The sequence below is a fragment of the Ruegeria sp. BC8 genome (assembly GCF_056535705.1).
This window is the reverse complement of the sequence record NZ_JBQFIV010000001.1, coordinates 3,042,973-3,066,902: the sequence shown is the minus strand read 5'-3', so window position 1 is coordinate 3,066,902 and position 23,930 is coordinate 3,042,973. Positions and strand designations below refer to the sequence as shown.

The 23,930-nt window shown below is 63.0% G+C and carries 25 protein-coding genes and 1 riboswitch; of the genes, 17 read left to right on the top strand and 8 right to left on the bottom strand.

Translation table 11 applies throughout. The annotated features are described in order from the left end of the window. The first annotated feature begins 2 nt into the window (after positions 1 to 2). Genes ACR3EK_RS15450 through ACR3EK_RS15440 form a run of 3 tightly spaced genes read left to right on the top strand, consistent with a single transcriptional unit; the run spans position 3 to position 2,613 of the window. Positions 3 to 1,232: a class I SAM-dependent RNA methyltransferase gene (locus ACR3EK_RS15450; RefSeq protein WP_480633832.1), complete on the top strand. Its 1,230-nt coding sequence runs from the start codon at positions 3 to 5 to the stop codon at positions 1,230 to 1,232. Positions 1,233 to 1,252: 20 nt separating this feature from the next. Beyond that, entirely contained in the window at positions 1,253 to 2,038 is a 786-nt protein-coding gene (locus ACR3EK_RS15445; protein WP_170364388.1) for an ion transporter, read from the top strand. Positions 2,039 to 2,094: 56 nt separating this feature from the next. Continuing rightward, positions 2,095 to 2,613 (top strand): L,D-transpeptidase family protein, encoded by a 519-nt coding sequence (locus ACR3EK_RS15440; protein WP_170340715.1) that lies wholly within the window; start codon positions 2,095 to 2,097, stop codon positions 2,611 to 2,613. On the opposite strand, the gene ACR3EK_RS15435 is transcribed toward ACR3EK_RS15440, so the two are convergent. The 7 genes from ACR3EK_RS15435 to cysQ form a co-directional block, all read right to left on the bottom strand. After that, positions 2,597 to 4,033, bottom strand: a complete 1,437-nt coding sequence (locus ACR3EK_RS15435; protein ID WP_480633831.1) for a nodulation protein NodH — start codon at positions 4,031 to 4,033, stop codon at positions 2,597 to 2,599. The two genes, ACR3EK_RS15440 and ACR3EK_RS15435, sit on opposite strands and share 17 nt — an antisense overlap. Before the next feature lie 6 nt (positions 4,034 to 4,039). After that, the gene (locus tag ACR3EK_RS15430; protein ID WP_480633830.1) at positions 4,040 to 5,743 is read right to left on the bottom strand and encodes a DUF5927 domain-containing protein; all 1,704 of its coding nucleotides are present in this window, start codon (positions 5,741 to 5,743) and stop codon (positions 4,040 to 4,042) included. After that, positions 5,740 to 6,726 (bottom strand): glycosyltransferase family 2 protein, encoded by a 987-nt coding sequence (locus tag ACR3EK_RS15425; RefSeq protein WP_093963921.1) that lies wholly within the window; start codon positions 6,724 to 6,726, stop codon positions 5,740 to 5,742. Before ACR3EK_RS15425 ends, ACR3EK_RS15430 begins: the two co-directional genes overlap by 4 nt. A gap of 185 nt (positions 6,727 to 6,911) precedes the next feature. Then, positions 6,912 to 7,955 (bottom strand): glycosyltransferase family 2 protein, encoded by a 1,044-nt coding sequence (locus tag ACR3EK_RS15420; RefSeq protein ID WP_480634033.1) that lies wholly within the window; start codon positions 7,953 to 7,955, stop codon positions 6,912 to 6,914. Between the two features lie 7 nt (positions 7,956 to 7,962). Further along, entirely contained in the window at positions 7,963 to 8,946 is a 984-nt protein-coding gene (galE, locus tag ACR3EK_RS15415; protein WP_170529520.1) for a UDP-glucose 4-epimerase GalE, read from the bottom strand. Between the two features lie 73 nt (positions 8,947 to 9,019). Further along, the gene (locus ACR3EK_RS15410) at positions 9,020 to 9,820 is read right to left on the bottom strand and encodes a 3-deoxy-manno-octulosonate cytidylyltransferase family protein (RefSeq protein WP_480633829.1); all 801 of its coding nucleotides are present in this window, start codon (positions 9,818 to 9,820) and stop codon (positions 9,020 to 9,022) included. Then, entirely contained in the window at positions 9,820 to 10,617 is a 798-nt protein-coding gene (cysQ, locus tag ACR3EK_RS15405; RefSeq protein WP_480633828.1) for a 3'(2'),5'-bisphosphate nucleotidase CysQ, read from the bottom strand. Before cysQ ends, ACR3EK_RS15410 begins: the two co-directional genes overlap by 1 nt. A 122-nt stretch (positions 10,618 to 10,739) precedes the next feature. Between cysQ and ACR3EK_RS15400 the strand changes: the two genes are divergently transcribed. Continuing rightward, on the top strand, positions 10,740 to 11,561 hold the full coding sequence (locus ACR3EK_RS15400; RefSeq protein WP_093963926.1) for an ABC transporter permease: 822 nt from the start codon (positions 10,740 to 10,742) through the stop codon (positions 11,559 to 11,561). Here the strand turns inward: ACR3EK_RS15400 and ACR3EK_RS15395 are convergent. Then, the gene (locus ACR3EK_RS15395) at positions 11,558 to 12,160 is read right to left on the bottom strand and encodes an alpha-ketoglutarate-dependent dioxygenase AlkB family protein (protein ID WP_170342689.1); all 603 of its coding nucleotides are present in this window, start codon (positions 12,158 to 12,160) and stop codon (positions 11,558 to 11,560) included. The genes ACR3EK_RS15400 and ACR3EK_RS15395 overlap by 4 nt on opposite strands. A gap of 213 nt (positions 12,161 to 12,373) precedes the next feature. On the opposite strand from ACR3EK_RS15395, the gene dnaK reads away from it, so the two are divergent. The 13 genes from dnaK to radC all read left to right on the top strand — a co-directional run bounded on the left by dnaK (position 12,374) and on the right by radC (position 23,929). Continuing rightward, complete coding sequence (dnaK, locus tag ACR3EK_RS15390) at positions 12,374 to 14,281, top strand: molecular chaperone DnaK (RefSeq protein WP_170342692.1); 1,908 nt, start codon at positions 12,374 to 12,376, stop codon at positions 14,279 to 14,281. 74 nt (positions 14,282 to 14,355) lie between these two features. Beyond that, positions 14,356 to 15,498 carry a molecular chaperone DnaJ gene (gene dnaJ / locus ACR3EK_RS15385; protein WP_170361153.1) on the top strand — a complete coding sequence of 381 codons (1,143 nt, stop codon included), beginning with the start codon at positions 14,356 to 14,358 and terminating at the stop codon, positions 15,496 to 15,498. A 126-nt stretch (positions 15,499 to 15,624) separates the two neighbouring features. After that, positions 15,625 to 15,727: riboswitch (TPP riboswitch) on the top strand. Between the two features lie 46 nt (positions 15,728 to 15,773). Next, a complete protein-coding gene (gene thiD, locus ACR3EK_RS15380) occupies positions 15,774 to 16,577 on the top strand; it encodes a bifunctional hydroxymethylpyrimidine kinase/phosphomethylpyrimidine kinase (RefSeq protein WP_480633827.1) in 804 nt (267 codons plus the stop codon). Then, positions 16,574 to 17,551: an FAD-dependent oxidoreductase gene (locus ACR3EK_RS15375; RefSeq protein ID WP_480634032.1), complete on the top strand. Its 978-nt coding sequence runs from the start codon at positions 16,574 to 16,576 to the stop codon at positions 17,549 to 17,551. Before thiD ends, ACR3EK_RS15375 begins: the two co-directional genes overlap by 4 nt. Beyond that, positions 17,535 to 17,729, top strand: coding sequence for a sulfur carrier protein ThiS (thiS, locus tag ACR3EK_RS15370; protein ID WP_170342698.1), 195 nt, complete (start codon positions 17,535 to 17,537; stop codon positions 17,727 to 17,729). The genes ACR3EK_RS15375 and thiS overlap by 17 nt, the downstream gene beginning before the upstream one ends. 2 nt (positions 17,730 to 17,731) lie before the next feature. Continuing rightward, positions 17,732 to 18,502 carry a thiazole synthase gene (locus tag ACR3EK_RS15365; RefSeq protein WP_480633826.1) on the top strand — a complete coding sequence of 257 codons (771 nt, stop codon included), beginning with the start codon at positions 17,732 to 17,734 and terminating at the stop codon, positions 18,500 to 18,502. After that, the gene (locus ACR3EK_RS15360) at positions 18,499 to 19,095 is read left to right on the top strand and encodes a thiamine phosphate synthase (protein ID WP_480633825.1); all 597 of its coding nucleotides are present in this window, start codon (positions 18,499 to 18,501) and stop codon (positions 19,093 to 19,095) included. Before ACR3EK_RS15365 ends, ACR3EK_RS15360 begins: the two co-directional genes overlap by 4 nt. Further along, positions 19,092 to 20,054, top strand: coding sequence for a ThiF family adenylyltransferase (locus ACR3EK_RS15355; RefSeq protein WP_480633824.1), 963 nt, complete (start codon positions 19,092 to 19,094; stop codon positions 20,052 to 20,054). The genes ACR3EK_RS15360 and ACR3EK_RS15355 overlap by 4 nt, the downstream gene beginning before the upstream one ends. Before the next feature lie 20 nt (positions 20,055 to 20,074). After that, entirely contained in the window at positions 20,075 to 21,010 is a 936-nt protein-coding gene (locus ACR3EK_RS15350; RefSeq protein ID WP_480633823.1) for an ABC transporter substrate-binding protein, read from the top strand. Beyond that, on the top strand, positions 21,007 to 21,681 hold the full coding sequence (tenA, locus tag ACR3EK_RS15345; protein ID WP_480633822.1) for a thiaminase II: 675 nt from the start codon (positions 21,007 to 21,009) through the stop codon (positions 21,679 to 21,681). The genes ACR3EK_RS15350 and tenA overlap by 4 nt, the downstream gene beginning before the upstream one ends. Further along, complete coding sequence (locus ACR3EK_RS15340) at positions 21,678 to 22,406, top strand: ABC transporter ATP-binding protein (protein ID WP_480633821.1); 729 nt, start codon at positions 21,678 to 21,680, stop codon at positions 22,404 to 22,406. The genes tenA and ACR3EK_RS15340 overlap by 4 nt, the downstream gene beginning before the upstream one ends. Then, positions 22,403 to 23,137 carry an ABC transporter permease gene (locus ACR3EK_RS15335; protein WP_170363994.1) on the top strand — a complete coding sequence of 245 codons (735 nt, stop codon included), beginning with the start codon at positions 22,403 to 22,405 and terminating at the stop codon, positions 23,135 to 23,137. The genes ACR3EK_RS15340 and ACR3EK_RS15335 overlap by 4 nt, the downstream gene beginning before the upstream one ends. Positions 23,138 to 23,173: 36 nt before the next feature. After that, positions 23,174 to 23,929, top strand: a complete 756-nt coding sequence (radC, locus tag ACR3EK_RS15330; protein ID WP_170405652.1) for a RadC family protein — start codon at positions 23,174 to 23,176, stop codon at positions 23,927 to 23,929. Position 23,930 lies beyond the last annotated feature (1 nt).

Sequence of the window (23,930 nt, the reverse complement as noted above, 5' to 3'; positions counted from 1 at the left end):
CCATGACGCAGGAATACACCATTCTCCGCCTCGGGCATCAGGGCGACGGCATCGTCGAGGGCCCGGTCTATGCCCCCCGAACGCTGCCCGGAGAGCGGGTCAGCGGCGCGTTGGACGGCTCGGTGCTGACCGATATCAAGGTGCTGACGCCGTCGGACGATCGGGTCAAGCCGCCCTGCCGCCACTACAAAAGCTGCGGCGGCTGCCAGTTGCAGCATGCCTCGGACGCCTTCGTGGCGGATTGGAAGGTCGAGGTGGTGCGTACCGCCTTGGCAGCTCAGGGGCTGCAGGCCGAGATGCGCCCGATCCTGACGTCGCCACCGCAGTCGCGTCGCCGCGCCACCATCGCTGTGCGCCGCACCAAGAAGGGCGCGCTGGCGGGGTTCCACGGCCGCGCCTCGGACGTGATCACCGAGATTCCCGATTGTCAGCTGCTGGACCCGGCGCTGACCGCCGCCATCCCCGTGGCCAAGACGCTGGCCGAACTGGGCGGCAGCCGCAAGGGAGTGTTGTCGGTCACCCTGACCCTGTCCGAAGCCGGACTGGACGTGGCGGTGCAGGGCGGCAAGCCGCTGGATGGCCCGCTGGAACTGGCGCTTGCGCAGGCGACTGAGCAGCACGGGCTGGCGCGGCTGGCCTGGGATGGCGAGGTGATCGCCATGCGCAACCCACCAAAACAGCGGTTCGGACCGGCCACAGTGGTCCCGCCGCCGGGGGCCTTCCTGCAGGCCACGAAAGATGGAGAACAGGCTCTGACACAGGCTGTTTTCGAGATTGTCGGCCCAGCCAAGCGGGTGGTTGATCTGTTCGCGGGCTGCGGCACGTTCTCGTTGCCGCTGGCGCAACGGGCCGAGGTTCATGCCGTAGAAGGCGCGGCCGACATGACCCGTGCGCTGGATCAGGGCTGGCGCAAGTCCACGGGATTGAAACAGGTCGCGACCGAGGCGCGCGACCTGTTCCGCCGCCCCTTGATGCCGGACGAGCTGCGCCGCTTCGACGCCGTGGTTCTGGACCCTCCGCGCGCCGGCGCCGAGGCCCAGGTGGCCGAGCTGGCTCAGGCCCGCCGTCCGGTCATCGCCTATGTGTCCTGCAACCCTGTGACCTTCGCGCGTGATGCAAAAATTCTGGTTCAGGCGGGCTATGCCCTTGAATGGGTCCAAGTGGTTGACCAATTTCGATGGTCATCCCACAGCGAACTGGTGGGCAGCTTCAAACTGGCAGAGACCCCATGACCCGACAGGAGACCCTCCGCATGACGATCCGGCAGCGCCTGCAGGCCTTTGTCGAAAACCCGCGGTTTTCGCAATTCATCACCGGCGTCATCCTGGTGAACGCGGTTCTGCTGGGCATGGAAACCTCGGACGGCCTGATGGCCAAATTCGGGCCGGCGATCGTGCTGCTCGACACCATCTGCCTGACCATATTCGTGGTCGAGATTGCAATGAAACTGGTGGCCAACGGGCGCCGGTTCTTCCTCAATGGCTGGAACATTTTCGATTTCGTGATCGTCGGTATCGCCTTGGTGCCCGGCGGTGCGGGTCTTTCGGTGTTGCGTGCGCTGCGGATTCTGCGGGTGCTGCGGGTGATCTCGGTTGCGCCACGCCTGCGCCGGGTGGTCGAGGGCTTCATCTCGGCCTTGCCGGGCATGGCAAGCGTGTTCCTGTTGATGGCGATCCTGTTCTATATCGGCGCGGTGATCTCGACCAAACTGTTCTCGGACAGCTTTCCGGAGTGGTTCGGTGATCTGGGTCTGTCGGCCTATACCCTGTTCCAGATCATGACGCTGGAAAGCTGGTCGATGGGCATTGTCCGCCCGGTGATGGAGGTCTATCCCTACGCCTGGCTGTTCTTCGTGCCCTTCATCATGGTCACCACCTTTGCGGTCGTGAACCTGCTGGTCGGTCTGATCGTGAATTCGATGCAGGATGCCCACCACGCCGAGGATGAAGTCAAGACGGATGCCTATCGGGACGAGGTGCTGGACCGGTTGGAGTCGATCGAACGCCGCCTGACCGAGCATATGAACAGCAAAAAGTGATTTCCGTTTCTGCCGGATTTTGGCATTATGCGAAAAAACGAGCAGGCAGTGAAATCATGGATCGTCGAGCATTTGGATTGGGTGCACTGGCAACACTGAGCCTTTCGGCTTGTGGAAGTGCGGGCCCCCGGTTTCTGACCTACAACGGACCCGAGGTGACATCCATCGTGGTGAACAAGGGCGCGCGCAAGATGTACCTGCTGCATCACGAGCAGATCTTGCGTGAGTATGATGTCGAGCTTGGGTTCGCTCCAAGCGGCACAAAGGTCAAGCGCGGAGACGGTCGCACACCCGAAGGCAGTTACCTGATCGACCGCCGCAACCCTCGCAGCCGATATCACCTGTCGCTGGGGATTTCCTATCCCAACAGCCAGGATATCGCCAAGGCAAAGGCGATGGGCTTCGACCCGGGTGGAGATATCTTCATTCACGGCCAACCGAACCTGCGCAAGGAGTTCAAGCGCGCGAAGAAGACACCGGATTGGACCGCTGGCTGCATCGCCGTCAAAAACGAAGAGATCGAAGAGATATATGCGATGGTGAACGAGGGTACGTTGATCACCGTGCGTCCCTGATAGGCCGCCATTTCCCGAATCCGAACTGCAGATAATCGCGCTGATAGGTTTCCTCGGCCAGCGCCTCGAGTTTGCCATCGTAGATCTGATCCAACGAATAGGGCTGGTCCGGCGCGGGCACGCCGGGCTTCGGCGGGGCATTGTGCCCCAGGCCGCGGGCCAGATCCGGTAGCGCGGTCGCCATCTCTTCTTCGCGCAGTATGAGGTCGGGCAGGGCAAAGCCCGCAATCCCCTCCAGCATGCGGGCCTGCGTGCACCACAGCCCGTCGACCCGGATCGGGGTCTGGCCAGAGAGATTCAGCTGCAGAAACTCAAGAAACGCCGAAAACGCCTGATAGTGCTGCTCGAGCGAATAGTTTCCATCGCGCACCTGGCCCGGGATCGGCAACTTGAACCCGTTGCGCAGCCGGTTTCGGATTCCGGCATATGCGCCGGGCCCGGTGTCGAGGATCCGTTCGCAAAACACCGAATGCGCCCGCGCCAACGGGTGTCGCAGGACCGTGAATTTCCGGTGACCCGGATGCGCCTTCATCCAGCGGCGCACCTGTTTCTGGTTTCGGTCGGTGATTAGCTCGCCGCCATCAAGTTCGGACATCCATTGAACCACGATCTGTTCCGGTCCACCACGGATCGGCAGATACATCAACGGCGTTTCCGCGGCCGCGATATGACGCGAAACGGCCGGGCCCCGTCGTGGTTCAAAGTTCGGCGTTCGGTGCAGGTTGAACCGGTCCAGCGCCGCAAGGGCAGCATCCATGGCTTCGGGATTGGTCACCTTTGACAAAGCCGGTTCCGGGTTCTGAGGTTTGAGATCCGGGGCCAGTTGATCCAGACGCGCCTCAACCCCCAGCCATGCCGCCAGTCCGTTCAGAACATCCAGTTGGGTCAGATCCTCGTAACCGATGTAAAATGCGGTCTGGCCCGTTTTTTGCAGCTGGTTGACCAAACTCAGTTGAAACGCCTGCTGCTCATCCACGTAGTCTCGAAACTCGTCCGCATCAAACGCAACCTTGCTGGCCCGCCTTCGTTTCACGTTGGTCAGCATCCACTGTTGGGTCTCCCGCGCAATCTTGAGCGAGATGTAGCTGTCCAACGGGTTGCGGTTGAGAATGATCTTTGCGCAGCGCGGATCGTTCAGCGCCTTCGTCAGGGCCCGCGGGTCGTGCGAGTGAAAAAACCGGAACCCGTGCAGACCCTCCGGCGCGGAACGCATTGCTTCGATCAGGCGGTCCGGCGCAGCATCCCTGTCTTCCAGTGAAAATCCTAGCACTTCGGTTGCTTTCGGGTATCCGATGAAGTGGGGATTGAACGCCTCGCCATGACACTGCACGCCGTCCAACGCATTCAGGTTTGCCTCCAGCAGGTTCGACCCGGTGCGCATTTCGGCAAGAATGATGAAATAGTCAAAGTCGGTCGGCATGCGGGGTCATTGCACCAGGTAGGGCTTGCGATACGGGCGGGTCTGATTGCCGAATACATCGTCGGCAGGAAAGTCGCCCATCAGGTGAGGGTGCATTCCCTGGTTCTTGAGGTTTTGCAGGAACTTTCCAAACCCGGCCAGATCAACCATCGTCGGCGCCTCGATCAGATGGCTGGGCTGCGTCGCGCCCATCTCTTCAAGAACGGTTTGCAGGTGTTCCATCGGAGATTCGACGAATTCGGCCATTGACCAAACATTCACGCGCGCTTTGGTCCACACGGAATCCAGCACCTCAAGCTGTTCGGTCTCGATCTTTTGCAGGCGGGCCGCTTCGGCGCGGATGTCGGCGAAATTCATGTTCGACCGAAACAGCGGAACAGCCCAGGCACCGGTGACCACGCAGACCTGAGCGTTCTTGTCTCGCGCCAGAAACCAATTGATCTTCTGGGTGTCGGCGGGGCCGAATTGAAAGCACTGGCGTTCGCCCCGGGTGTTCCAGATCAGGTTCGACAGAAACGCCGTCGGATTGTAGTCGCGCAAAATGGCGTTGTCGCTGAGGGACCCGTTCAGGATGGTCTCTCCTTCGGCGAATTCGGCGCGCTTGGGGTTGAAAAGATGCCCATGGACGCGGGCGCCTGACGCATTGCCCAGCCAGCTTTCAAAGTCCTCAAACAACTCGGAAAAACCCTGAAACACGGAGTAAGGAAACGCGGTCAGGCCATTTTCGCTGCCATGGCGGGGAAAACGGCTTTGCATGTACAGGCCGTCGCGGCCGCGGGTACGACGCTCGACCGCTTTGGAGAAAACGCGGTCGATCTTGCCGGGATTTGGCTCGGCGGGTTTTCCGGCGAGGGACTGATCGTTCAGAAACGCCTGATACAGCCGTTCGGCGCGCGGCCAGATCTTGCGGGCGACGAAGCAATCGGATCGGCGCAGCAACTGCAGGTGATCGTCATAGAAGATGTGCGGGCGGCCCTGATAGTCGAATTTCGACAGGGTCAGCGATCGGCTTTCGATCTGTGTGGAATAGAGCCGCGCCAGCGTCTGGAAATAGCTTTCGTCGGGGATCCAGACATGCCGGAAATATCGATCATAGACCTCTCGCTTGGGATCCTGCAGGATCGCGGTCAGGGTTTGCCGCGTCAGGCACCACCACTGGCTGCCCATATGCGGGATCAGCCCGTTGGGGATTGTCCGTCGATATCCGACCGCCCGCTGAAGCTTGACGAAGCGGTCAAACAGCTTGCGGTGTTTGCGCCACGAGAAGGGAAACCTCAGGGTAAAGCGTTCAAGGTCCAGCCCGCCCACGGTCCAGCTGACATCGGCAGTGGTGGCGCTTTCAATGAAATCCACGCGGGGCCGGTCGCTCAGGTAATCGATCAGGTCCTGAACCGGGCGCAATGGCAGGCAAGAGCCCGATGACAGAAAGACATGGCGTACGTCGGGAAAGCGCTCCAGCATCAGCGTCGCGGCCGATTGCGAAGCGGCAACGATGCCCCAGCCGCCCCACTCGCAGATCTGGCGGTCGCAGAACAGGATCAGCGGATCATCCCCGCAGGCTGCGACAAAGTCTTTGAACACAGCCGGGTCGACCTTGCGGTCGACGTGGATGACCACCGGACAACCCGCCGCGGTCCAGTGCCGGGCAACCTGCTCAGCCCGGTCCAGCGCAGTGTGGACCAGCATCACGATGCCCAGGGTCCCGCTCATGCCCAGTTCCCTTTGGACATCAGACCCAGAATCTCAAGTTGGCGCCAGTTGATGTATTTCTCGGACCATTTGCACCAGAAAACCGGTTTGCTCTCCAACTGGTCGACATAGGCCCTGTATTCGCCGGACGCGCGGTAGTGTTCACCGCGCTGCAGTTCTTCGCGGGCTTTGTCACCCAGCGTGTTGATCAGCTTGGCATGCAGCAATGCGCCGCTGGTTTTCTCGCCGCCCCACTCGTCGTAGACCTGGTTCAGGCCGCGCGGCAGCAGCGCATGGGTCGAGCTGACATAGACATAGCGCCGATCCCATTTGACCAGAGGGATCTTGTTCAGCGCGGGCGCTTTCGCGGGCTTGTCCTGAAAGAAAACCCTTGCTCGTGGCCCGCCCTGAATCCACAGGTTTCCATAGGCCGGGTTCTTGGTGATCATGTAGTTGCCCGAGTCGAACCATGCGGCAATCTCGAACGGGTCCTGCCCCTCGTGATAGGTGGCGTCCTGTATCGGCCCCTCGGGATACATGTCCAGCAGCATCGTCCCGAAACTGCGCACCCCGGTGCCGTCCAGCCAGTCGGTCAGCGCGTCGATGGGACGTGTGTCGCAGAACGGATAGATCAGGAACTCGTCCGGATCTACGGTCAGGACCCAGTGTCCATGGGCGTATTTCCGCAGCAAGTAGTTGGACCAGTCGATCCCGAATGTAGAACGGCGATAGCTGGCATTCGTATACCAGACCGAGACATCGGGCTGCGCCTTGAGATAGTCCAGCGTGCCATCCGTGCTGTCATTGTCGACGAACAGGAAATGCCGGACGCCCAGCTTGCGGTAATAGTCCAGAAAATAGGGCAGGCGGATCTTTTCGTTGCGCACGACGCTCATCAGCAGAACATCACCGGACCGGATCTGCCGGGTGTTGTTGCGGACGGTGCGCAGATCGCGTCTTCGGCGGATGCAGCGCACAAGACGGCGCTTGCGCCGCAGTCTCATCCGGTAAGAATCCAAAAGGCTCACGCGCTGCCCAACCTTCTTGTAATACGCGAGCATGCCCGGGGTCCGCATTTGGTCAGACGGGAGCCGGACACTAACGTTTTATGACATTTTCGCACCTTGCGAAGCAATGTATTTAAAAGCCATTAGCCAAGCATGGGTTTTTGGGGCACAGGATTCCCCGTTCACGTCCACCCGCCCGCTGACAGCAGTCCAAGGCTCTGCAGATGCGCCCAGCCTGAATACCGTTCTGATTGTGGAGTCCAAAGGTCGGGCCCGGCAATGATGCCATCATAGTATGGCCCGAATTGGTCGGGATCATGAAAATGCTGGCGCCTTTGTTTTTCGATGCGCGACTTCTCGACGACTTGCGGCAGGAATTTCGTGTGCAACAGGACGCCCGAGGGGGTTTGCCCGGAAGGCCCGCCATAGGCAAAATTCAGGTGTCGGGGCAGGGCCGAGTGACAGGAGTTCACGAAGGCATAGCGACGGTCCCACTTCACCAACGGAATCTTGTTCAGGGTCGGAGACCGGTCCGGGCAATCGGCAAAGAAGGCGCGTTCGCGAACGCCGCCTTGCACCCACAGGTTTCCCAGCGGCTCTTGCCGGCGGGCCCTGTAAGGGCCGGAATCGAACCAGTTCAAAGTTTCGGTCGGGTCGGTCTCGGGATCATAGGGCGCCGCGCCCAACGGGCCTTTCGGGTATAGATCAAGCATCAGCGCGCCAAAGGCCGGCTGTCCGATTTGGTCCAGCCATCCCGTCAGATCGTGCAGGTCGCGGCCGTCGTGATGGGCATAGATCAGCAGTTCGTCCGCATCCACCATCAGCGTCCAATGACCATGGCCATGCCGCATCTGCAACCAAGTCAGCCAGTCCAGCCCGAACCGAGCCTCGCGATAGCTGGCCTGCGTTTGCCACAGCGACACGTCCGGCTGGTTCAGCAGATAGGTGGTCGAACCGTCATCGCTGCCGTTGTCGACCATCAGGAAATGATCGACCCCCAGCCTGCGATAGTGGCGCAAGAACCAGGGCAGGCGCTCGATCTCGTTGCGCAGGGTGGTAAAGGCCAGAATGTCGGTGGGCGCGATCAGCCGGGTCTTGTCGGAAACCGGCGTCAACGCGTGGCGGCTGCGGAAGGACCGCCACAGCAGGCGCTTGCGTTTCAGGCGCAGGCGGTATCTGCGAACCCAGCCCGGGGCGTTTTCGTCATGGTGGTGCGCGGCGCCCATGGCTCGATCACTTTTCGTAATGGCCATTCTGATGCCAGCGCCAGGCATCGGCGATCATCACTTCCAGCCGCGACCGTTTGGGCCGCCAGCCCAGTTCGGCCTCGGCCCGGGTCGAGCCTGACACCAGCTTGGTGCAGTCGCCCGCCCGGCGCGGACCGGTGATGAAAGGCACCTCGCGATTGGTCACGCTGTGCGATTGCGCGATCACCTCTTTTACTGAAAACCCGGTGCCGGTGCCCAGGTTGAACACCCGGCTGCCCTTGCCCTGTTCCAACCAGCGCAGGCCCAGCACATGCGCATCCACCAGGTCGCAGACATGGACATAGTCGCGGATGCAGGTGCCGTCGGGCGTGTCGTAATCGGTGCCATAGACGGTCAGCGCGTCGCGCTTGCCGTCGATCGCGTCCAAAAGCAGCGGAACCAGATGCGTCTCGGGGCGGTGGAACTCGCCCACGTCGCCGTCAGGGTCGGCACCGGCCACGTTGAAATAGCGAAAGATCACGTGGTTCAGCCCGTGCGCCTGTTCGAAATCGCGCAGGATGTCCTCGATCGCGCGTTTCGAGGCGCCATAGGCGTTCAACGGGTGTTGCGGCGTGGTTTCGTCCAGCACCACGTTGTCGTGGTCGCCATAGGTTGCACAGGTGGACGAGAACACAAAATCCAGGCAGCCGGCGGCCACGGCCGCCTCAATCAGGCTCAGCGATCCGGTGACGTTGTTGCGCCAGTACCGGCCCGGCTCGCTCATGGCTTCGCCGACCTGGCTGAGCGCGGCAAAATGCATCACTGCCGCCGGCTGGTACTTGGCAAAGACCTGCTCCAGCCGCGCGCGGTCCAGCAGATCGCCCTGTTCGAAGGGGCCGAATTTCACCGCATCCTGCCAGCCGGTGACAAGGTTGTCATAGGTCACGGGCACATAGCCCGCCTGCGCCAGCGCCTTGCAGGCATGAGATCCGATATATCCGGCGCCGCCGGTCACAAGTATGTTGGTCATCCGTGGTCCTGCCGAATGTCTGCCCGTCATGAGTTAGCTGCCAGGCTGCCCGCGCGGAACGGGGAATTTGCGCCTATTCCAACCCCATCGCAGCCATCATGCTTTCGATCTTGGCCACGTCCTGCGGATTGTTCAACTCCCAGAACTGGCGGCCTTTTGCCTCGACCTCGACACACAGAACCTTGCGCCCGTTTTCCATGAACCGCAGCTGTTCCAGCCCCTCGAGCTGCTCCAGCGGTCCGACCGGCCAGCCCGGATAGGCGGCCAGCGCGTCGGGGTGGTAGGCGTAGACGCCCACATGGTGGAACACCGGCGTCGGATCCGACCCGGCATAGGTTTCGGCCGTGAAGGGGATCACTTCCTTCGAGAAATAGAGCGCGCTGTGATCGGTCGCGAAGACGGCGGTGGTGCCGCCCACCCGGCCATGCCTGCGGTCGTTCAGCAGCCCGTTCAGCGCCTCGCCGTCGCACCGCAGCACCGGCGTGGCTACGCCGGCCTCGGGCGCGGCGCGCAGGCCATTGACCAGATCCTCGATGAACCAATGCGGGGTCAGGGGGGCGTCGCCCTGCAGGTTGACCACGATCTCGTACCCGCCGCCCAGCCTGTCATGCGCCTCGGCGCAGCGTTCGGTGCCGTTGGCGCAGCTTTCCGAGGTCATCACCACCTCGGCGCCAAAGCCCTCGGCTGCGGCGCGGATGCGGTCGTCATCGGTGGCCACCACCACCCGGTCGACGTCTGAGACCGACATGGCCGCGCGCCACGACCGCTCGATCAGGGTCATGGACTTTCCCGTTGCGCCGGTCAGCGGCACCAGCGGTTTGCCCGGATAGCGGGTCGAGGCATAGCGGGCGGGGATCGCGATCAGAACCGACATCAGGCCTCCTTGAGTTCGACGCCCGGGGCATAGGCGATGAAGAACGGGTTGGCATAGCCTTTCTTGCCATAGGTCAGCGGTGCGTGGTCTTCGAAACGCACCACATGGCCCCCGGCACCGGCCAGCACCGCGTGGCCAGCGGCGGTGTCCCACTCCATCGTGCGGCCGACACGCGGGTAGAGGTCGGCCTCGCCCGTGGCCACAAGGCAGAATTTCAGCGACGAGCCCGCCGACTTGCTGTCTTTGACTTGGTATTTGTTGATGTAGTCATCCGTGGCCTGATCGCGATGCGATTTCGAGGCCACCACCAAAAGCGCCGAATTGTCCGGATCAGAGACTGAAATCGGGGTCACTTCGCCCGGTTTGTCCTTGTCCAGGCCGCCGGTTTCCTCGACCGAGCGGCCATCGGCCAGGGTATAGAACATGCGCCCGCGGGCCGGGGCATAGACCACGCCGCGGGTGGGCACGCCGTTTTCGACCAGCGCGATGTTCACGGTGAAATCCCCGCGCCGGTTGATGAATTCCTTGGTGCCGTCCAGCGGATCGACGATCAGAAAGGTGTCGCCCTGCTGGCTGTGCGACGCGGCCTGTTCCTCGGTCACCAGCAGGATGTCGGGGAAGGCGGCGCGCAGCCCGGCCGAGATCAAGGCATCGGCAGCTTCGTCGGCTTCGGTCACGGGGCTGGAATCGGACTTGACCTTCACGTCAAAATCATCGGCATCGTAGATCTCCATGATCTTGTCGCCCGCTTCCAGGGCCAGGCGTCTGATCACGGGGATGAGGTCGTCATAGGTCACAAAAATGCTCCGTTTCCATGGTTTGTTGATCCGAAAACCTGACGAACTTATGCTGTGCCGGATACGGAACGGCAAGGAATTCGTGCCACGCTGGCGGAACAAAACCGGGAAAGAGCGTTCGAGTGTTCTATTACAAGCGAAGCAGCAGCCTTGTGGGTGGGGCATTCAACCTTGCGGAACTGGTGTTTCATGCCGTGGTCCGCAACATCCGCTCGCAGCATTCCAACGCCGTAATCGCCATCATGATGAACATCGTCCAGGTCGTTTTGATGGCGACCGTGTTCTATTTCATCATGTCGTTTCTGGGCGGACGGGTTGCCAAGATACGGGGTGAGTTCATCCTGTACATCCTGTCCGGCATCTTTCTGTTCATGACGCATATCAAGTCCGTCGGTGCGATCGCGGGGCTTGGAGGCACCAACAATCCCATGATGCTGCATTCGCCGATGAACATGATGGTTCTGCTATTGGCCGCCGCCTTCGGGACCTTGTACACGCAGGTCGTTTCAATCCTGGTGATCCTGTTCGTCTACAGCGTCGCGGTCAATCCGATCGAGATGCAGGACCCGGGCGGCGCGTTCGCGATGCTGATCCTTGCGTGGTACACCGGCTGCGCGGTCGGTCTGGTCTTCATGGCGCTCAAGCCGTGGATGCCGCAGACCTCCACCATTCTCAGCAATGTCTATCGCCGGATGAACATGATCTTCTCGGGCAAGATGTTCGTGGGCAATGCGCTGGGCGGATGGATGCTGGCCATGTTCGCCTGGAACCCGTTGTTTCACGTGATCGATCAGTGCCGCGGTTTCGTGTTTCGCAACTATTTTCCGCGCAATTCCAGCTGGGAATATGCGCTTTGGGTCGGTATCGCCCTGATGATGATCGGGTTGCTGGGAGAGTTCTTTACCCGCAAGCACATCTCGAAAAGCTGGGATGCGCGCCGTTAGGTTGCCACGCGCAGCGTCAGGTTGATCCGGCCCCCTTTGGGCAGCAGGCGCGAAGAGCCGAAGCGGATCCGGTCGATACCGTGATAGGCCAACCGGGCGGGACCGCCCATGACGACCACGTCGCCGGAACTCAGCCAGACGGACTCGGTTTTGCCGCCGCGGGTCGTGTTGCCGATCCGGAACAAGGCGTCATCGCCCAACGAAACCGACAGGACCGGCCACGAGAAATCGGCCTCGTCCTTGTCCTGGTGCATTCCCATCTTTGCGCCTTCGCCGTAGTAGTTGATCAGACAGCAATCGGGATCTCGATCGGTTCCGGCAAGGTCGCGCCAGATCGACAGGATCGGGTCCGGAATGGCAGGCCACGCCATGCCCTTGGGGTGCGCGTCTTGGTACCGGTATCCAGCCCCGTCCGACACCCAGCCCAGGGTTCCGGCAGACGTCATGCGAACCGACATTTTGCGCCCCGAAGCGGTGCTGGGATGAAACAGCGGAGCGGCTTTCAGAATCGGCCGCAGTAGCTCGATGATCTGCCGCTGAGCAGCGCCGTCCAGATGGCCTTTTCGGATGTCGAACCCCCGTAAATTCAGGCGCGTCATGACAGAAACCTCATTCCTTTCGAAATCCTTGCCAAAAAAGGCCCAAGATTCCCGAAAACCTGCATTTCACAACGCTTGCAGGCCTCAGGCCTCGCCCTTATATACGCCGGGACGCGCGATGGTGTAGACCTGTCGCGCCCAGCAGATCGGGGCAGGGATGCCGTAACGGGTTCCGGCCTCGGGACATCGCCTTGAAAAGAAAGGGATCGAAAAATGGGAAAAGTAATCGGGATTGACCTCGGGACCACCAACTCGTGCGTAGCCATCATGGACGGCGCGCAGCCGAAGGTCATCGAAAACGCGGAAGGGGCGCGGACCACGCCCTCGATCGTCGCCTTCACCGAAGACGAGCGACTGGTCGGGCAGCCGGCGAAACGCCAGGCGGTCACCAACCCCGACAACACGATTTTTGGCGTCAAGCGCCTGATCGGGCGTCGTGTGGATGACGCAGAAGTCCAGAAGGACAAGAAAATGGTGCCTTACGCCATCGTCGATGGCGGCAACGGCGACGCTTGGGTCGAGGCCCGCGGGCAGAAATACTCCCCAAGCCAGATCTCGGCCTTCATCCTCGGCAAGATGAAAGAAACCGCTGAAAGCTATCTGGGTGAAGAAGTCACGCAGGCCGTGATCACCGTTCCGGCCTATTTCAACGACGCTCAGCGTCAGGCCACCAAGGACGCAGGCAAGATCGCCGGTCTGGAAGTGCTGCGGATCATCAACGAACCGACTGCCGCCGCGCTGGCCTATGGCCTGGACAAGCAGGACAGCCAGACCATCGCGGTCTATGACCTTGGCGGTGGTACCTTCGATGTGACCATCCTAGAAATCGACGACGGCCTGTTCGAGGTCAAATCGACCAATGGTGACACCTTCCTGGGTGGTGAAGACTTTGACATGCGCATCGTCAACTACTTGGCCGACGAGTTCAAAAAGGAACACGGTGTCGACCTGAGCCAGGACAAGATGGCGCTGCAGCGTCTGAAGGAAGCCGCAGAGAAGGCCAAGATCGAGCTCAGCTCGACCACCCAGACCGAGATCAACCAGCCGTTCATCTCGATGGGCGCGAACGGCCAGCCGCTGCACATGGTCATGAAGCTGACCCGTGCCAAGCTGGAATCGCTGGTCGGCGACCTGATCAAGAAGTCGCTGAAGCCCTGCCAGGCCGCTCTGAAAGACGCCGGCATCTCGGCCAGCGACGTGGATGAGGTTGTTCTGGTCGGTGGTATGACCCGGATGCCGAAGGTCATCGAAGAGGTGACCAAGTTCTTCGGCAAAGAGCCGCACAAAGGCGTGAACCCGGACGAAGTCGTTGCCATGGGTGCTGCGATCCAGGCCGGCGTTCTGCAAGGCGACGTCAAGGACGTGGTTCTGCTGGACGTGACCCCGCTGTCGCTGGGCATCGAAACCCTGGGCGGCGTGTTCACCCGTCTGATCGACCGCAACACCACGATCCCGACCAAGAAGTCCCAGGTCTTCTCGACCGCTGAGGACAACCAGAACGCCGTGACCATCCGGGTGTTCCAGGGTGAGCGTGAAATGGCTGCGGACAACAAGATCCTGGGCCAGTTCAACCTTGAAGACATCCCGCCGGCCCCGCGCGGCATGCCTCAGATCGAGGTGACCTTCGACATTGACGCCAACGGCATTGTTTCGGTTTCGGCCAAGGACAAGGGCACCGGCAAGGAACAGAAGATCACGATCCAGGCCTCGGGCGGACTGTCGGAAGAAGACATCGAAAAGATGGTCAAGGACGCCGAGGAAAACGCCGAAGCCGACCGCAAGCGCAAGGAGCTGGTCGAAGCCAAGAACCAAGCCGAAAGCCTGATCCACGCGACCGAGAAATCGATCGAGGAGCATGGCGACAAGGTCGATCCGTCGACCATCGAGGCCATCGAACTGGCGCTGGCGGCCCTCAAGGACGAGGTCGAGTCGGACAATGCCGACAAGATCAAGGCTGGCATCCAGAACGTGACCGAAGCGGCCATGAAACTGGGTGAGGCGATCTACAAGGCGCAGTCCGAAGAGGCCAGCGACGAACCGGCAGCCGCGGATGCGGGTCCCGGCGATGACGACATCGTCGATGCCGAGTTCGAAGACCTGGACGATGACAAGCGCAACTAACGGGTAACCGGGCCAATTCGGGCCGGTCCGGATGCCGGGCCGGCCCGTTTACGTTGAGGCAGAAGGAAATACCGATGTCAAAACGCGACTATTACGAAGTGCTCGGCGTGTCCAAGGGTGCTTCGGCGGATGAGATCAAGAAAGCTTTTCGCCGGAAGGCGAAAGAGCTGCACCCCGATCGCAACAAAGACAACCCGGATGCCGAGGCCCTTTTCAAAGAGGCCAACGAGGCCTATGACGTTCTGCGCGACGCTGACAAAAAGGCCGCGTATGACCGGTTCGGCCATGCTGCGTTCGAGAATGGCATGGGCGGCGGCCAGCGTGGTGGCGGCTTTGGATCGGGCGATTTCTCCAGCGCGTTTTCCGATGTGTTCGATGACCTGTTCGGCGATTTCATGGGTGGACAGCGTGGCGGTGGCGGACGCCGTGCCGCTCGCGGTTCGGACCTTCGCTACAACCTGAGGGTTTCGCTGGAAGAGGCTTATTCCGGCCTGCAGAAAACCATCAACGTGCCGACAGCCGTGGCCTGTTCGTCCTGCGAGGGCACCGGCGCCGAGGGCGGAGTTGAACCAACCACCTGCCCGACCTGTTCCGGCATGGGTAAGGTGCGCGCGCAACAGGGCTTTTTCACTGTCGAGCGCAGCTGCCCGACCTGTGCGGGTCTGGGGCAAATCATCAAAAACCCCTGCAAATCCTGCCACGGCTCGGGCCGGGTCGAGAAGGAACGCGCGCTGTCGGTCAACATTCCGGCAGGCGTCGAAACCGGCACCCGCATCCGTTTGGCGGGCGAGGGCGAGGCCGGCATGCGCGGCGGTCCTCCGGGTGATCTCTACATCTTTGTCGAGGTGACTCCGCACAAGCTGTTCGAGCGGGATGGCCCGAACCTGTATTGCCGCGTGCCTGTCAGCATGGCGAAGGCGGCGCTGGGCGGCTCGATAGAAGTGCCCACCATTGACGGTGGCCGCGGCCGGGTGCAGATTCCGGCCGGCAGCCAGTCGGGCCGGCAGATGCGCCTGCGCGGCAAGGGTATGCCTGCGCTGCGGGGCGGCGGTATCGGTGACATGTTCATCGAGCTTGCGGTCGAGACTCCGGTCAACCTGACCGCGCGGCAAAAAGAGCTGCTGCAGGAGTTCGACGATTTGGGAGAGGACAACCACCCGGAATCGAAAAGCTTTTTCTCGTCCGTTAAATCCTTCTGGGAAAGGATGCAAAGCTGATCCCAGCGTTCCAGACCCCGAAAGGCCGGCGTACCATCGCCGGCTTTTTTGTTTTCTAAGTCCAGATTGGCCCGAAACTGCGCGGAATTGGCCCTTGATTCTCGGCCTCAGCCTTGAGAATGTCCGCGCCAACCGTTGGGGTGCCCCGGAGCCGGGGCTGAGAGGCGCGAGCCAACCCATCGAACCTGATCCGGGCAATACCGGCGGAGGGAACGGTCTAAAACACTCAGACGTTTTCCATGCCCGTGTTGCCCCACATGCAAGAAGGGAGCGACATGGCGCATATCGCTTTGACCATCGCAGGATCCGACAGCGGCGGAGGGGCCGGTATTCAGGCCGATCTCAAAGCGATGTCGGCGCTGGGTGTGTTCGGTGCCAGTGTCATCACCGCGGTCACCGCCCAGAACACGCAGGCGGTCACCGCTGTGCATGGTATCCCGCTGGACGTGATCGCCGCGCAGATCGACGCGGTTCTGTCCGATCTGGACGTGCGCGCGGTCAAGATCGGCATGTTGGCCACGCCCGAGATCATCCAAACCGTCGCCGACGGCCTGTCCGGCTTTGCCGGACCCATCGTGCTGGACCCGGTGATGATCGCCAAATCGGGCGATGCCCTGCTGGCGCGCGAGGCGGTGCAAACGTTGCGCGAGGTGCTGCTGCCCCGCGCCACCGTCCTGACCCCGAACCTGCCCGAGGCCGCCTGTCTGCTGGACCGGCTGGTCGCCGAAACGCCCGAGGAGATGGTCGCGCAGGGCCATGACCTGTGCACCCTGGGGGCTGGGGCCGTCCTGATGAAAGGCGGACACGGGAAGGGCGATACCTGCCATGATCTGCTGATCGATCAGAACGGCGTCATCGGTGAATTTACCGCGCCCCGTCAGGACACGCGCAACACCCACGGCACCGGATGCACCCTGTCCTCGGCCGTCGCGGCCGGTCTGGCCAAGGGGCTGCCTCTGGTCGATGCGGTGGTGCAGGCGCATGACTACCTGCAAGGCGCGATCACCCGCGCGGATGAGTTGCAGGTCGGCTCGGGCCACGGGCCGGTACATCACTTCCACCGGGTATGGCCGGCGTGACGGTCTGGTCGGTCATAGGTGCCGGCGTCGCCGGCTTGGCCGTGGCCTCGGAACTGGTGGCGCGGGGCGCGCAGGTACAGGTGTTCGATCCGGGCGGGCCGCCCGGTGCGCATGGGTGTTCCTGGTGGGCCGGCGGCATGCTGGCGCCGTGGTGCGAATATGAAAATGCCGAGGAACCGGTGCTGAGGCTGGGGCAGCAGGCGATCGACTGGTGGGCGGCCCGCACCCCGGTCGCGCGGCAGGGAACGCTGGTCGTGGCCAACACGCGCGACCTGCCCGACCTGCGCCGCTTTGCCCGCCGGACCGAGGGATTCACGCAGGTCGATCAAGCGAAAATCTTCGAATTAGAGCCTGATCTGCACGGGTTTTCCCAAGGTCTGTTCTTCACCGACGAGGCGCATCTGGACCCTCGCCGCGCGCTGCAGGACCTCTATCGCGGTTTGCAGGACAAGGGGGTCGAATTCCACCGCAAGCTGGCCCCGTCGCGGCTGGACAACGCCATCGACTGCCGTGGCCTGCACGCGCGCGACATCCTGCATGATTTGCGCGGTGTGAAGGGGGAAATGCTGGTGATCCGCTGCCCCGACGTGACGCTGACCCGGCCCGTGCGCCTGTTGCATCCCCGGATGCCGCTCTATGTCGTACCGCGGGGCGAGGGCATCTATATGCTGGGCGCAACGATGATCGAAACCGAGGACAGCAGCCGCATCACCGCGCGCTCGATGCTGGAGCTGCTCAGTGCGGCCTATGCGCTGAACCCGGCCTTTGGCGAGGCCGAAGTGCTGGAGATCGGCGTCGATCTGCGCCCGGCCTTTCCCGACAACCTGCCGCGGATCCGCCGGCTGGGGCGGACGATCTATGCCAACGGGTTGTATCGCCACGGCTACCTGCTGGCCCCGGCGCTGGCCCGGGGCGTGGCCGATCTGGCGCTGAACAACACACATTCGGAGATGGTCGATGAAGATCGTGCTTAACGGCGAGCCGCGCGAGGTGCGCGCCGAAACCCTTGGCGAATTGCTGGCCGAATGCGGCTTTTCCGGCCGCGTCGCCACCGCGGTGAACGAGGAATTCGTGCCCTCAAGCCTGCGCATCGCGCATAAACTGGCCGAGGGCGACCGGGTCGAGGTCGTCGCACCGATGCAGGGGGGATGAAGATGAAGACGTTTTACGGCACCGAACTGCCCAACCCGCTGATGTTGGGCACCGCGCAATATCCCAGCCCGGCGATCCTGGAACAGGCCTTCCGAGCCAGCGGCGCGGGTGTCGCCACCGTCTCGCTGCGGCGCGAGGGCGCCGGTGGGGCCGGTCAGGCATTCTGGTCGATGATCCGCGATCTGGGCGTGCTGATCCTGCCCAATACCGCCGGCTGTCACACCGTCAAAGAGGCCGTCACCACCGCCCACATGGCGCGCGAGGTGTTCGACACGCCGTGGATCAAGCTGGAACTGATCGGCCACACCGACAGCCTGCAACCCGACGTGTTCCAACTGGTCGAGGCCGCGCGCGTTCTGACCGACGAGGGGTTCCAGGTGTTTCCCTACACCACCGAAGACCTGATCGTGGCCGAGCGCCTGCTGGCCGCCGGGTGCCAGGTGCTGATGCCTTGGGGTGCGCCGATCGGGTCGGGGCGCGGGTTGAACAACGAATACGCCCTGCGCGCGATGCGGGCCGAGTTTCCCGACGTGCCGCTGGTGGTGGATGCGGGCATCGGCCTGCCCAGCCACGCCGCCCACGCGATGGAGCTGGGCTATGACGCGGTTCTGCTGAACACCGCCGTCGCCCGTGCAGGCGATCCGGTGGCGATGGCGCGGGCCATGGCGCTTGCGGTGCAGGCCGGGCAATTGGCGCATAAGGCCGACCCGATCGAGCCGCGCGACATGGCCGAGCCTTCGACCCCGGTGATCGGAAAGGCCTTTCTGTCATGACGCTCGACCGCTTCTATCCGATCTTCGATCATAGCGACTGGCTGCGGCGGATGCTGCCGCTGGGTGTGAAGCTGGTGCAGCTGCGGATCAAGGATCAGCCTGACGCCGTGGTGCGCGCGGAAATCGCCACCGCGCAGGCCCTGTGCCGGGACCACGGCGCGGTGCTGGTGGTGAACGACTATTGGCAGGCGGCCATCGACGCGGGATGTGACTGGATTCATCTGGGGCAGGAGGATCTGGACGACGCCGACCTGCCCGCCATCCGCAAGGCCGGGCTGAAACTGGGCGTGTCCACCCATGACGATGACGAGCTTGAACGCGTGCTGTCGATGGATCCGGACTATGTGGCCCTGGGGCCGGTCTATCCGACCATCCTGAAAAAGATGAAATGGCACCAACAGGGCCTGCCGCGCGTGACCGAGTGGAAACGACGCGTGGGCGACATCCCCCTGGTCGGCATCGGCGGCATGAGCGCCGAGCGCGCGCCGGGTGTGTTTCAGGCCGGGGCCGACATCGTCTCGGTAGTAACCGACATTACCCTTAACCCCGACCCCGAAGCCCGGGTGCGCCGGTGGATCGAGGTCACGCGATGAGCCGCTATGCCCGCCAGATGATCCTGCCCGAGGTCGGGGCCGAGGGGCAGAACCGCCTTGCCCGCGCGCGGGTTCTGGTGGTGGGCGCCGGGGGGCTGGCCGCGCCCGCACTGCCGCTGCTGGCCGGGGCCGGGGTTGGGTATCTGACCATCGTCGATCCCGATACGGTGGACCTGTCCAACCTACACCGCCAGACGCTGTTCACCGAATCCGATTGCGGCCGCCCCAAGGCCGATGCCGCCGCCGAACGCTGCCGGGCGCTGAACAGTGAGATCACTGTCGAGCCGCAGAAACACCCTCTGACACCGGCGAATGCCGCTGATCTGTTGGCCGAGGCCGATCTGGTTCTGGACTGCGCCGACAGTTACGCGGCTAGCTTTACGCTGTCGGATACCTGCCTGGCGCAGGGCACGCCGCTGATCAGCGCCTCGGTCCTGGGTCTGTCGGGGTATGTCGGCGGGTTCTGCGGCGGCGCGCCGTCCCTGCGCGCGGTGTTCCCCGACGCGCCCGACAGCGGGGCCAGTTGCGCCACCGCAGGCGTTCTGGGACCGGTCGTGGCGATGATCGGCGCGATGCAGGCACAGATGGCGCTGGGCGTGATCCTGGGCCTCGATCCCTCGCCGCTGGGCCAGATGGTGCAGGTGGACGGGCGAAGTTGCACCAGCAGCGGTTTCCGCTTTGACACCGCGCCGGAACCCGACAGCCATTTTCCCTTTGTCGCGCCCGCGCAGCTGACTCCGGACGACCTGATCGTCGATCTGCGCAGCGTCGATGAGGCCCCCCAGCCGATCCACCCCGACGCCCGCCGCCTGACGGTCAAGGCGCTGAAAACAGACCCTAACAAAGGCAAAACGCTGGCCCTCTGCTGTGCCACCGGGCTGCGCGCCTGGCGCGCGGCCGAGGAACTCCACCCCCATTGGCCCGGCCGGATCGTTCTGGTCGCCGCCGCAACGTCGTGAAGCAAAAGGAAACGCAGACCATGAAGAAACTGATCACCGCCCTTGCCCTGCTGGCCGCCGCGCCCGCCTGGGCTGAGGACAAGATGACCGTCCTGCTGGACTGGTTCGTGAATCCCGACCACGGGCCGATCATCGTGGCGCAGGAAAACGGCTATTTCGCCGAACAGGGGCTTGAGGTCGAAATTGTCCCGCCCGCCGATCCGTCGGCCCCGCCGCGCCTTGTGGCCGCCGGTCAGGCCGATCTGGCCGTGTCGTACCAGCCGCAGCTGCACCTGCAGATCCACGAGGGCCTGCCGCTGAAACGGGTCGGGACGCTGGTCGCCACGCCCCTGAACTGCCTGCTGGTTCTCGAGGACGGCCCGATCAAATCGCTGGCCGACCTCAAGGGCAAGAAGATCGGTTTTTCGGTTGCCGGTGTCGAAGAGGCGATCCTGACCGCGATGCTGAATGCGCATGGCGTGTCGCTGGACGATATCGAGATGATCAACGTCAACTTCTCGCTGTCGCCGTCGCTGATGACGGGGCAGGTGGATGCCGTGATCGGCGCCTTCCGAAATTTCGAGCTGAACCAGATGGACATCGAAGGCGTTCCGGGCCGCTGCTTCTACATCGAGGAAGAAGGCGTGCCTCCCTATGACGAGCTGATCTATGTGGCCAACCCCGAAACGATGGACAAGGACATGATTGCCCGCTTCCTGGCCGCAACCGAGAAGGCCACGCAGTATATCGTGAACAACCCGGAAAAAAGCTGGGAGATCTTCGCCGCCACCTCGCCCGAGCTGCAGGACGAGCTGAACGCCCGCGCCTGGGTCGACACGCTGCCGCGTTTCGCGCTGCGCCCGGCGGGCTTTGATGCCGGCCGCTATGCCCGGTTCGAGGCCTTTCTGAAAGACTCCGGCATGATCGACAGCATCAACCCGGTCAGCGACATCACCATCGACGTGACCGCGCAATGAGCGACTATGGCAAAGCCTTCGCACTGATGCGCGATGCGGCGCAGGGGCCGTGGCGGGACTATACCCGCCACGCCTTTGTCGAGGGGCTGAAGGACGGCACCCTGCCGCGCGAGGCGTTTCTGCATTATTTGCGGCAGGATTACGTGTTCCTGATCCATTTCTCGCGCGCCTGGGCGCTGGCGGTGGTGAAATCGGAAACCCATGCCGAGATGCTGGCCGCGTCGCGCACGGTGAGCGGTCTGATCAGCGAAGAGATGAAGTTGCATATCGGCATTTGCGAGGCCGAGGGCATCAGCCAGGACGAGCTGTTCGCCACGCCCGAACGCCCCGAGAACCTGGCCTATACACGCTATGTACTCGAGGCCGGCTACAGCGGTGATCTGCTGGATCTGCTGGCGGCGCTGGCGCCCTGCGTAATGGGATACGGGGAAATCGGCACACGGCTGGCGGCCGAGGCCGCCTCGGACACCCACCGCGATTGGATCGACGCCTATTCCAGCAGTGAATATCAGGAAGCCTGTCAGGCTGTGGGTGAACTGCTGGATTCGGCTCTAATAAGGCGACTTGGGGCGGATTTCCGTACCACACCGCGTTGGGATCGTCTGTGCCGGACCTTCCGCACCGCGACCGAGCTCGAGGTGAATTTCTGGCAGATGGGCCTGACCCCATGACCCCGCCCCCCGATCTGACCATCAGCGGACAGGCTAGTATCGACGGCGCGCCTCTGTTCGCGCCGCTGACCCTGTCGCTGAAGGCCGGGCAGTGGACCTGTCTGCTGGGCGGATCGGGGGTCGGCAAGACCACGGTTCTGCGCCTGATCGCCGGGTTGGCGACGGGGGCCGAGTTCACCGGCGAGATCCGCGCCAGCGACGGGCTGCCGGTGGCCGAGCGCGTGGCCTACATGGCGCAGGACGATCTGCTGCTGCCCTGGGCCACGGTCGCGCAGAACGTGGCGCTGGGCGCGCGCCTGCGCGGCGAACGGGTCGATCAGGACCGCCGCGCCCGGTTGATCGAACGGATGCGGCTGCAGGATCACATGGCCAAGAAGCCCTCGGAACTGTCGGGCGGGCAGCGTCAGCGGGTGGCATTGGCCCGGACCCTGATGGAAGACAAGCCGATCATCCTGCTGGACGAGCCGTTCTCGGCGCTGGATGCGCGCACCCGCGCCGACATGCAGGATCTGGCTGCCGAGGCGTTGCAGGGACGGACCGTCCTGCTGGTTACCCATGACCCGGCCGAGGCCGCGCGTCTGGGCCAGTCGATCATGGTGATGGCGCGACACGGCCTGACCCCATGCCAACCGCCTCACGCGCCGGTGCCGCGGAAGGTGGACGATCTGGAAACGCTGGAGACGCAGGGCGCGCTGCTGAAACTGCTGCGCGAGGAGGTGGCATGAAGACGCTCTCGGCCCTTGCCGCGACGCTGTTTGCGCTGGTCCTCTGGCAAGCGATCGTCACCCTGACCGGCCTGCCGAAATTCATCCTGCCCGGCCCGGCATTGGTGGCTGAGACCTGGTGGCAGAACCGCTGGCTGATCGCCGAACACACCTGGATCACCGCCATCGAGGTGCTGATCGGATTGGCCTGCGGCACCGTGCTGGGCGTCGTCACCGCGCTGCAGCTAGCCAATTCCCGCGCTGCGCGAGTGCTGGTGCAGCCGATGCTGGTGTTCACCCAGGCGCTGCCGGTCTTTGCGTTGGCACCGTTGCTGACCCTGTGGCTGGGCTATGGGCTGTGGTCCAAGGTCGCGATGGCGGTGCTGATCATCTATTTCCCCATCACCTCGTCGTTTTTCGACGGGCTGATGCGCACGCCGTCCGGCTATCTGGACTTGGCCCGCACCATGCAGGCGAGCCCGCGCAGCGTGTTGTGGCATATCCGCATCCCGGCGGCGCTACCCTCGCTGGCTTCGGGGATGCGGCTGGCGGCGGTCTATGCCCCGATCGGGGCCGTGATCGGCGAATGGGTCGGCTCGTCGCAGGGACTGGGATACCTGATGCTGCTGGCCAATGGCCGCGCCAAGACCGACCTAATGTTCGCCGCGATGCTGACGCTGGGGGTTTTTTCGATCCTGCTGCACCTGGCAGTGCGCCGCGCCACGGCCCGCATGGCCGGTGAGGCGCGTTAACCATTCGGAAACCGATTCTGAGGCAATCATGGGCGCATGACCAAGGACGCCTTTGCCGAAGCCCCATCGCTGTTCGAAACTGACGAAGCGCCGGTGACGCCGCTGCCCACGGGTCGGCTGCCCTCGTATATCAAGGACCACCGCAAGCGCCTGCGTGAACGGTTCATGTCGGGCGGCGCCGGGGCGATGCCGGATTACGAGTTGCTGGAACTGGTCCTGTTCCGCTCGATCCCCCGGCAGGACGTGAAACCGCTGGCGCGGCTACTGCTGGATACATTCGGCGATTTCAACCGGGTGCTGACCGCCCCTGTGGAACGCCTGCGTCAGATCAAGGGCGTGGGCGATACGGTCATCACCGACCTCAAGATCCTCGAGGCCTGCGCCCATCGCATGGCCCGCGCCCGGGTGATGCAGCGGCATGTGATTTCCAGCTGGGACGCGTTGCTGGATTATTGCCACACCACCATGGCGCATCGCGAGATCGAGCAGTTCCGCGTGTTCTTCCTGGACCGCAAGAACGTGCTCATCGCGGATGAGGAGCAGGCCAAGGGCACCGTCGATCACGTACCCGTCTACCCGCGCGAGGTCGCCAAACGCGCGCTGGAACTGAACGCCTCGGCGCTGATCCTGGTGCACAATCATCCGTCGGGTGATCCAACCCCGTCGCAGTCGGATATCGACATGACCAACCGCATCAACGATGCCTGCGCCGCACTGGGGCTGACCTTGCACGACCACCTGATCATCGGCAAATCGACCGAGCTGAGCTTCCGCTCGGAAGGTTATCTCTGAC

What these genes read in the sequence shown, in the direction of transcription:
- ACR3EK_RS15435 (WP_480633831.1), bottom strand. Translation starts at nt 4,033, where the DNA reads ATGCCGACCGACTTTGACTATTTCATCATTCTTGCCGAAATGCGCACC.
- ACR3EK_RS15365 (WP_480633826.1), top strand. Translation starts at nt 17,732, where the DNA reads ATGAAGACGTTTTACGGCACCGAACTGCCCAACCCGCTGATGTTGGGC.
- thiS (WP_170342698.1), top strand. Translation starts at nt 17,535, where the DNA reads ATGAAGATCGTGCTTAACGGCGAGCCGCGCGAGGTGCGCGCCGAAACC.
- dnaJ (WP_170361153.1), top strand. Translation starts at nt 14,356, where the DNA reads ATGTCAAAACGCGACTATTACGAAGTGCTCGGCGTGTCCAAGGGTGCT.
- ACR3EK_RS15340 (WP_480633821.1), top strand. Translation starts at nt 21,678, where the DNA reads ATGACCCCGCCCCCCGATCTGACCATCAGCGGACAGGCTAGTATCGAC.
- radC (WP_170405652.1), top strand. Translation starts at nt 23,174, where the DNA reads ATGACCAAGGACGCCTTTGCCGAAGCCCCATCGCTGTTCGAAACTGAC.
- ACR3EK_RS15445 (WP_170364388.1), top strand. Translation starts at nt 1,253, where the DNA reads ATGACGATCCGGCAGCGCCTGCAGGCCTTTGTCGAAAACCCGCGGTTT.
- ACR3EK_RS15360 (WP_480633825.1), top strand. Translation starts at nt 18,499, where the DNA reads ATGACGCTCGACCGCTTCTATCCGATCTTCGATCATAGCGACTGGCTG.
- galE (WP_170529520.1), bottom strand. Translation starts at nt 8,946, where the DNA reads ATGACCAACATACTTGTGACCGGCGGCGCCGGATATATCGGATCTCAT.
- ACR3EK_RS15395 (WP_170342689.1), bottom strand. Translation starts at nt 12,160, where the DNA reads ATGACGCGCCTGAATTTACGGGGGTTCGACATCCGAAAAGGCCATCTG.
- ACR3EK_RS15410 (WP_480633829.1), bottom strand. Translation starts at nt 9,820, where the DNA reads ATGTCGGTTCTGATCGCGATCCCCGCCCGCTATGCCTCGACCCGCTAT.
- ACR3EK_RS15335 (WP_170363994.1), top strand. Translation starts at nt 22,403, where the DNA reads ATGAAGACGCTCTCGGCCCTTGCCGCGACGCTGTTTGCGCTGGTCCTC.
- thiD (WP_480633827.1), top strand. Translation starts at nt 15,774, where the DNA reads ATGGCGCATATCGCTTTGACCATCGCAGGATCCGACAGCGGCGGAGGG.
- ACR3EK_RS15420 (WP_480634033.1), bottom strand. Translation starts at nt 7,955, where the DNA reads ATGGGCGCCGCGCACCACCATGACGAAAACGCCCCGGGCTGGGTTCGC.
- ACR3EK_RS15355 (WP_480633824.1), top strand. Translation starts at nt 19,092, where the DNA reads ATGAGCCGCTATGCCCGCCAGATGATCCTGCCCGAGGTCGGGGCCGAG.
- ACR3EK_RS15425 (WP_093963921.1), bottom strand. Translation starts at nt 6,726, where the DNA reads ATGAGACTGCGGCGCAAGCGCCGTCTTGTGCGCTGCATCCGCCGAAGA.
- tenA (WP_480633822.1), top strand. Translation starts at nt 21,007, where the DNA reads ATGAGCGACTATGGCAAAGCCTTCGCACTGATGCGCGATGCGGCGCAG.
- ACR3EK_RS15430 (WP_480633830.1), bottom strand. Translation starts at nt 5,743, where the DNA reads ATGAGCGGGACCCTGGGCATCGTGATGCTGGTCCACACTGCGCTGGAC.
- dnaK (WP_170342692.1), top strand. Translation starts at nt 12,374, where the DNA reads ATGGGAAAAGTAATCGGGATTGACCTCGGGACCACCAACTCGTGCGTA.
- ACR3EK_RS15450 (WP_480633832.1), top strand. Translation starts at nt 3, where the DNA reads ATGACGCAGGAATACACCATTCTCCGCCTCGGGCATCAGGGCGACGGC.
- ACR3EK_RS15350 (WP_480633823.1), top strand. Translation starts at nt 20,075, where the DNA reads ATGAAGAAACTGATCACCGCCCTTGCCCTGCTGGCCGCCGCGCCCGCC.
- ACR3EK_RS15440 (WP_170340715.1), top strand. Translation starts at nt 2,095, where the DNA reads ATGGATCGTCGAGCATTTGGATTGGGTGCACTGGCAACACTGAGCCTT.